The organism is Aeromonas sp. Prich7-2 (assembly GCF_017939255.1).
Classification (GTDB): Bacteria; Pseudomonadota; Gammaproteobacteria; order Enterobacterales; family Aeromonadaceae; genus Aeromonas; species Aeromonas caviae.
Window position 1 is genome coordinate 1 of sequence record NZ_JAGKRI010000066.1, and the last position, 8,137, is coordinate 8,137.

An 8,137-nucleotide genomic window follows, 5' to 3' on the forward strand; every position below is an offset into this window, starting at 1 on the left:
GACGGTATAACCTGGCCAGAAGGAGGCAATATCAATATGATGCACGGCGACAGCAGGGTGATGGTGGTGGTGTGTTTGGAGACAGCCAGTTTACCAGCACCCTGTCTGTCAACTTCCACTTCCCCAAGATCCCGCGAAGAACCTTTCTTATGGCAGCGCCAGAGGTGGCGACTTACTTCACGGTCACCCGGGCAAACTTGCGCTTGCCGACCTGGTAGACGGCGGTACCGGCACCGATGAGGGCCTTGCCATCGTCCAGCTTCTCGCCATCCACCTTCACCGCGCCCTGCTTGATCATGCGCAGCGCTTCGGAGGTGGTGGCCACCAGATCGGCGTCTTTGAGCAGGTTGGCGATGGCCAGCCCTTCCCCTTCCAGTGCCAGCTCGACTTCCGGCATGTCGTCCGGAATGGCGTTCTTGGAGAAGCGCTGGGTGAAGTCTTCGTGGGCCGCTTCGGCCGCCGCTTCATCGTGATAACGGGCGATGATCTCCTTGGCCAGCCAGATCTTCACGTCGCGCGGGTTGAGGGTGCCGGCGGCAATGCCTGCCTTGAACTCTTCAATCTCGGCGAGCGGACGGAAGGAGAGCAGCTCATAGTAGTTCCACATCAGATCGTCGGTGATGGACATGATCTTGCCGAACATCTCCCCCGGGGCATCGTGCACGCCGATGTAGTTGGCAGCGGACTTGGACATCTTCTTGACACCGTCCAGGCCTACCAGCAGCGGCATCATCAACACGCACTGGGTCGCCATGCCCGCATCTTTTTGCAGCTCGCGGCCCATCAGCAGGTTGAACTTCTGATCGGTACCGCCGAGCTCGACGTCCGCCTTCAGCGCGACCGAGTCATAGCCTTGCAGCAGCGGATAGAGGAATTCGTGAATGGCGATGGACTGGCCGTTGCTGTAGCGCTTCTTGAAGTCGTCGCGCTCCATCATGCGGGCCACGGTCTGCTTGGCCGCCAGCTTGATCATGCCGGTCGCGCCCAGCTCACTCAGCCAGGTGGAGTTGTACTCGATGCGGGTCTTGGCCGGGTCGAGGATCTTGAACGCCTGCTCGGCATAGGTGAGGGCGTTGTGCTTGATGGCCTCTTCGGAGAGCGGCGGACGGGTGGCGTTCTTGCCGGAGGGGTCACCCACCATGGCGGTGAAGTCACCGATCAGCAGGATCACTTCATGGCCCAGATCCTGGAAGGTCTTCAGCTTGTTGAGGATCACGGTATGACCCAGGTGGATGTCCGGCGCGGTCGGGTCCATCCCCAGCTTGATGCGCAGGGGCCGCCCTTCCTTCAACTTGGCGATCAGTTCTTCTTCAACCAGAATTTCTTCCGCTCCGCGCTTGATCTCGGCTAGCGCCACCTCGAGCTGGGACATTTTTTGACTCTCCAATCACGATTCCACAGGGCCAGACATATTACTGGAATGGCGGGCCAATTGGAAAGGCGGTAAACTCCGACCTTCTTCCGGGTTCAACTTTGTCTGCTTCTCATGGTCCTTTGGCACGCCTTCAACTCTCTCCCTCACTGGCACCGCAAGATGGTGCTGATCCTGAGCATCATGGTGATGATGCTGGCGGCCTGGCCGAGCGAACAGGCAGTCGCCACCCGGGTCGATGACAACGACAACGAACTGGCCGTCGAGCAGCAGGTCGACGAGGAGGCGCAGCTGGCACGGGCCGAGCCCGTCATCCCGCCCAAACCGCGCTACGTCACCAGACAGGTGAAGGTGCGCAGCGGCGACAACATGGGGGTCATCTTCCAGCGCCTGGGCCTCAGTACCACGGATCTGCACCTCATCGACCAGCTCGAGGGCACGGATACCCTGCGCCTGCTCAAGCCCGGTCAGGAGCTCACCTTCAAGCTCACCAAGAGCGGCGAGCTGCACAGCCTCTATTACCCCCACAGCCTGGAGCAGGCGCTCAAGGTGAACCGCCGGGATGACGGCTTCGTGGCCAGGCCGGTGAAGATCGAGCTCGACACCCGCGAACAGGTGGCCCAGGGGGAAATCCGCTCCAGCTTCTGGGGCGCCGCCGTCGAAGCGGGCATGACGGAAGACCAGATCATGGATCTCGCCGCCATCTTCGGCTGGGACATCGACTTTGCCCAGGACCTGCAACCGGGGGACAGCTTCCGGGTGGTCTACCAGGACAAATACCAGGATGACGAGCGGGTTGCCTCCGGCGACATCCTGGCCGCCGAGTTCGTCAACCAGGGGGCCATCTACCGTGCCGTGCTGAACACGGATGGCAACTACTACACCCCGGACGGCAAGGCGATGCGCAAGAGCTTCCTGCGCGCACCGGTCAACTTCAAATACATCAGCTCCAACTTCAATCCGCGCCGCCTTCACCCGGTCACCGGCAAGGTGCGCCCCCACAACGGCATCGACTACGTGGCGCCGGTGGGCACCCCCATCATGGCGGCGGGCGGCGGCAGCGTGGTGGCCGCCGGCTATAACCAGTTCAACGGCAACTACGTCTTCATCAAGCACGCGGGCAACTACGTGACCAAGTACCTGCACCTCTCCAAGCGCACCGTCAACAAGGGGCAGCGAGTGAAGCAGGGGCAAACCATCGGCCTGCTCGGCGGCACCGGCCGGGTCACAGGCCCGCACCTGCACTATGAATTCGTGGTGGGCGGCGTGCACAAGAACCCGCGCACCCTCAACCTGCCCCAGGCGGAGTCTCTCAGCGGGCGGGCGCTGGCCAGCTTCAAGGCCCAGGCCATGCCCCAACTGGCCAAGCTGGACAGCCCCGAGCTGCAACTGGCCAGAAACAAGGGCAACGGCGACGACAGCTGACCGCTGTCGACCAAGGTGGAACACGGTATCGAACCGTTCCCCTGCATCATTGAAAGGGGGTTGTCATGACTGAACGCTATATAGGCTGGATGTCCGGTACCAGAGCGGGGCATGGCATCGAACCGTTCCCCTGCATCATTGAAAGGGGTTGTCATGACTGAACGCTATATAGGCTTGATGTCCGGTACCAGCATGGATGGTATCGACGCCGTGCTGGTGCAGCTCGAGGGGGATGCACTGCGGGTCGAGGTGGCCCTCTGCCATCCCTGGCCTGCCGATACGGCTCGCACCCTGCATGAGCTTTGCACCCCGGGGGAGAACGAAATCGACCGCATGGGGGTCGCCGATAACCTGGTGGCCCGCGAATTTGCCGCCGCCACCCAGGCCCTGCTCGCCAAGGCGGCGCTGACTCCCAAGGAGATTCGCGCCATCGGCAGTCACGGCCAGACCATACGCCACCGCCCTGCCCTCGGCTTTACCCTGCAGATCGGCAACGCGGCCCTGCTGGCGGCCCTGACCGGCATCGACGTGGTGGCCGATTTTCGCACCATGGACATGGCCCTCGGCGGTCAGGGGGCGCCCCTGGTGCCCGCCTTCCATCAGGCGCTCTTTGCCCGCCCCGGCGCCCTTCGGGTGGTGCTGAACCTCGGCGGCATTGCCAATATCTCGGTGCTGCCCGGCCAGGCCGACGGGGGGGCAGGTTCAGGGGTATATGGCTTCGATACCGGCCCCGCCAATACCCTGCTCGACGGCTGGTATCGCCGCCACCATCCGCACGGTGACAACTATGATGCCGGTGGCCAGTGGGCCGCCAGCGGCAGGCTTATCCCTGCGCTGCTGGAGCAGTTGCTGGCTCACCCCTACTTCGCCGCCCCCGCCCCCAAGAGCACGGGGCGTGAGATGTTCACCCTCGACTGGCTCGACGGCGAGCTGGACGGCAGCACATACGCCCCCGCAGATGTGCAGCGTACCCTGCAATCCCTTACCTGCCACAGCATCGCCCGCCAGTTGCCCGCCCACAGTGATGCGCCAACCCGGCCCGAGCTGTTTGTCTGCGGCGGCGGCGCCCACAACGCCCCGCTGCTGGCGGAGCTGGCAGCCCTGCTGCCCGACTGGCATCTGACCAGCACCGCCCAGCTCGGCCTTGCACCGGACTGGGTGGAAGGGGCCGCCTTTGCCTGGCTGGCACAACGCTTTATCCAGCGAAAGCCGGGCAACCTGCCTGCGGTGACCGGTGCGAGCCGCCCGGCGGTGCTGGGCGCCCTCTATCCCGCCTGAGCCGCTCCCCGAGCGCCCTCCCCTCTAATGGAACAAGCCCGAACAGGTGCACCTGATCGGGCTTGTTGTTATGCCTGGCGCCAGATGGCGCAGACCCGTCACTCTGTGCTCCCTATCCGAGCCGCTCTTTCAACCTGGCCGCCTGCGCCTTGAAGGTCTCATAATCGGCGACATGCCGACTCCTGGCGGCGGTGATCCACTGCACGCCCGTCTCGTCGGCGTGGGAAAATTCGATGCAAAACTCATATTTCGCGCAGGAGAGCAGCCCCATCAGGGCGCCAGACAGAAAACCCACCAGGGGCAGGAAGAGCACGATGAGCCAGTTGCCCGCCTGCTCGTAGGAAGGGGTGAAGTAAAAGAGCACACTGGAGGTGACCACTCCCAGCAACAAGGTCTTCTTGAGCCGATCCATCCAGCCGAGTGCTTTTACCTGCACGCCGACGATGCGGCCCAGATCGTAGCGATCCTTGTTCACCCTCAGTGTGTTGTCCGACTGTTCAATGGCAATGGCCATCCTGATACTCCGTCCTGTTGGCTATGGCGATAAGGGGTTGCCGTGGCGACCCCGGGTTGTGCATCCCGTGATCATGACGGGACCAGCGGCCAGCCACGGGGCGATGGGCGGCGCCTCCCCCAACAGGAACACACGCTGCGCATGGTATCGTATGGCGCCAAACATCAAAAGACGTTCACATCAAAAGGCGAGGTGGATCACCTTCTACCCGCCCCTTGTCCCCCGTGCAGCCGTTGGCTTTTCTGGCCATCCCCTCTTGGGCAAGGTAGCCGGGGGAGCAGGGGTCAGTGAGATAACAGCCCCGTGATGACTCTCAGGAGGGGCGGGCCGATGGGATGGTGCCATGGGCCCGCACCTCGAGAGCACTCCCATGGCCCTAGAAGGCCCACTTCAGGAAGCGGTTTACCTGGCGCTTGACCGGTGCACAGAGCGGCGGTTTGGGAGGCTCCAGGTTGATCTGTCTGCGGCCCACCCTGGCTTCGCCCCGCAGCAGGATCTGGAGATAGTGGGGGTGCTGGCGCTGGATGAAACGGGAGATCTCATGGGCCCAGGGTTTGGGCACTCCCCACAGGGTCGAGGCCAGGGCGCCGACGATACAGAAGAAGGCGGGCTCGTGCATGCCCATCCTGACGCCATTCTCCAGCGCCTCCTTGAAGGAGCCCGAATGGGCGATGCAGGTCATCACATTGACCATGAAGGCGGCATAGTCATCTTCCCCGCCGTGGCCCACCCTGGCCACCAGACCGGCCTGCGGCCTGTAGCCGAACTGGTGGCCGATGTGCTCAAGCACCGCATTGCGCTGGCGAATGACCTTGGCATAGAACATCAGCATGGCGGTGCAGTCGAGCGCCTGGCTCAAGGCCTCCTGATGAGGATGGGTCTGGGTGGGACGGGGGGTGGTCAGCAGCGCGATCTCCTCCGAGATGGCGAGCAGACCGATGGGCACCGCCGTGCTGATAAAGGCAAGATCGATGGCGATCGCCAGGTCCTGACCCTCCTCCATTCGGCCAATGACCACCTGCTCGGCAAAGAGGTGACGCTGGCGCTCGATAAAGGCGCCATAGATCAGGGCCCTGAACTTCTTCTGGGGATAGGGGGTATCGAGCAGGGTCTCCATGGTCAGGATGGCGGCACCGGTGCGACCGCGCAGTTGATAGTCGGGGACGAGGGGGAAGTGCTTGCCTAGGCGGGGGGGTGGCCGAAACCCGCTGGTGCGGCTGTACATGTCACCCAGAATGAATCCAAGCATAAAACCTCCGAAGTCAGATGACGGGGATCGCGATGCGATCGCATGTGCCACTCCCGGGCAGATGAGTGCCGATCCGTGCTGCTCGTCGGCCGGGTCCCTGATTTCATTATTAATCATACAGTTAATAATCCACCCAAACCCCGACCCAGGTCGCAATAACGGCAGTTGATGACAAAGAACACAAATAAGGATGGTGCGGGGAAGATGAGCCGGCTGCATCGCAAGGAGTGCGGGATACGCCAGGGCGGCAAAGCAGGGCGGACTCCGGGGCCCCCTCACAGGGAGGGTCATGACAGGAGTGATATGCATCGGGGGGCGGCAAGTCGGGGCAGGCAAGGGGAAGGCCCCCTCCCCTTGCTTATGAGCCTTGTTGGCGGGCTGCGTTCGCGCCACTGAAAAGATATGGCATAGGCGGTGTGGCGACCCGCCCATGTCAGCCTCCGCCGCAGGGGCTAAAAAGCGCCCTCTCTTTCTCCCGTATTTATGTCATGACCTGTGGCCATGCAAAGAGGGTGAATGTTATTTCAGTGTGCTCACCGCAGCATATTTTGGCGGCGCTGAACAGGGCGTCGAGAGAGCGATAAATAGATAGCTATGCAAAACTGGGAGAATAAGCTGCAATTTCGCCAAAAGTATTAACGGAGGATTCACAGGCTGTAACCCTGATGCGCGACAATATGGCGCTATCTGGTTCCACTTTCATGGTAAAGCGGGATCATCATCACCTTTATTTGCCATGTCCGTCATGAATTGAATCGCAAAATGAATATATTTCACTCTGTTGAGCCACCTCATAGAAACCGGATCCCGGTTTGCATCCCGGGATAACCGCCCCCTAGAATTCTCCCGTCTGAATCACCAGGCCAACTTCTCTCCCTTGTCTGTTGCACGCGCTGTCTGCATCGAAACAGGGCTCGACACTGTGATGATCGTTCGCCTTTTCTCCGTCGCCCTGTGGCGGGAACGGGCAACTGTTGCCGCAATATCACGAGTCATCAGCGTGCCGCATTCGGCCAGGGAAGAACAATGCGGCCCGGACCCTACATCAAAAACGAAAAGGAGTATCGCCATGAGTGGTACCATCATCAAATCCGCCAGAAATACCTCCAATGCGCCTCAGGATCTGGGGCCCTATACCCAGAGCGTGACCTTCTCCCACTACAACAATATTGCCGCCCAGCTTCCGGTCGACCCGAAAACGGGCGCGCTGGTCGCAGGGGATATCCAGGCGCAGGCCAGACAGTGTCTCACCAATATCCAGGCCATCGTCCAGAGCATTGGCCACGGCATGGAGGACATGGTGAAGGTGACCCTGTTCCTCGCGGACATCGCCGACCTCGATGCCGTCAACGCCGTCTATCGGGAATTCTTCCCCCACTCGCTGCCGACCCGCACAGTGCTCGCCGTCGCCAGTCTGCCGCTCGGCGCCAGGGTGCAGATGGACGCCCTGCTCTCCAACGGGGAAGGCACCTTCCCCCAGGCCCCCTGCCCGCTGCTCAAGATCTCCCGAAACAGCGACCGCGCCCCGCAGGATCCGCTCTCCAGCCAGAGCGTCGCCTTCTCCCATTACAACAATATCGGTGCCCAGCTGCCCCTCGACCCCGCCTCCGGCGCCCTGGTTGACGGTGGCATTCGCGAGCAGGCGGCCCAGTGCCTGCGCAATATCAAAACCGTGCTGGAGAGCATCGACGTGCCCTTTGACGACATCGTCAAGGTGACTGTCTATCTGACCAATCTGGCGGATCTCGACGCCGTCAACGAGGTTTACACCACCTTCTTCCCGGACTCCGCCATCGCCCGTGCCATCGCCTATCTGCCCGCCCGCTCTGTGGTCAGTGCCGCCGCCCTGCCGCTGAGCGCCCGGGTGCAGATGGATGCGGTCATCTCCCACGGTGACGGCACCCCGCCCCAGCTGGTGGAAGACAGGCACAATCTGGTGATCCGTGCCCGCAATACCGACAAGGCACCGAGAAGCCCGCTGCATACCCAGAGCGTCGCCTTCTCCCACTACAACCATATCGCGGGCCAGCTGCCGCTCGACATGACCACAGACAAAGTGCTGACCGGCTGTATCCGTGAGCAGACCGCCCAGTGCCTCGGCCATATCAAGACCATCGTCGAGAGCATCGGCCACGTGATGGACGATATCGTCAAGGGAAGGTGCGAACAAGTCCCTGATATGAGATCATGTTTGTCATCTGGAGCCATGAAAAAGGGTTCATCATGAGTCATCAGCTCACCTTCGCCGACAGTGAATTCAGCAGTAAGCGCCGTCAGACCAGAAAAGAGATTTTCTTGT

General features: G+C 61.7%; 5 protein-coding genes and 1 pseudogene. 3 read left to right on the plus strand and 3 right to left on the minus strand.

What is annotated here, in order from left to right:
- Nucleotides 1-172 precede the first annotated feature (172 nt).
- Nucleotides 173-1,372, minus strand: a complete 1,200-nt coding sequence (gene tyrS / locus J9892_RS12925) for a tyrosine--tRNA ligase (RefSeq protein ID WP_039040151.1) — start codon at nucleotides 1,370-1,372, stop codon at nucleotides 173-175.
- Between the two features lie 114 nt (nucleotides 1,373-1,486).
- On the opposite strand from tyrS, the gene J9892_RS12930 reads away from it, so the two are divergent.
- Both J9892_RS12930 and J9892_RS12935 read left to right on the plus strand, forming a co-directional pair.
- A complete protein-coding gene (locus tag J9892_RS12930) occupies nucleotides 1,487-2,797 on the plus strand; it encodes a peptidoglycan DD-metalloendopeptidase family protein (protein ID WP_210538453.1) in 1,311 nt (436 codons plus the stop codon).
- A 153-nt stretch (nucleotides 2,798-2,950) separates the two neighbouring features.
- Nucleotides 2,951-4,075 carry an anhydro-N-acetylmuramic acid kinase gene (locus J9892_RS12935; protein ID WP_210538454.1) on the plus strand — a complete coding sequence of 375 codons (1,125 nt, stop codon included), beginning with the start codon at nucleotides 2,951-2,953 and terminating at the stop codon, nucleotides 4,073-4,075.
- 112 nt (nucleotides 4,076-4,187) lie between these two features.
- On the opposite strand, the gene J9892_RS12940 is transcribed toward J9892_RS12935, so the two are convergent.
- Nucleotides 4,188-4,589: a hypothetical protein gene (locus J9892_RS12940; RefSeq protein WP_223915755.1), complete on the minus strand. Its 402-nt coding sequence runs from the start codon at nucleotides 4,587-4,589 to the stop codon at nucleotides 4,188-4,190.
- A gap of 376 nt (nucleotides 4,590-4,965) precedes the next feature.
- Nucleotides 4,966-5,838: an ADP-ribosylglycohydrolase family protein gene (locus J9892_RS12945; protein ID WP_210538455.1), complete on the minus strand. Its 873-nt coding sequence runs from the start codon at nucleotides 5,836-5,838 to the stop codon at nucleotides 4,966-4,968.
- A 1,069-nt stretch (nucleotides 5,839-6,907) separates the two neighbouring features.
- Between J9892_RS12945 and J9892_RS12950 the strand changes: the two are divergent.
- A pseudogene (locus J9892_RS12950) lies at nucleotides 6,908-7,993 on the plus strand (RidA family protein); the annotation flags it as partial.
- Nucleotides 7,994-8,137: the final 144 nt, after the last annotated feature.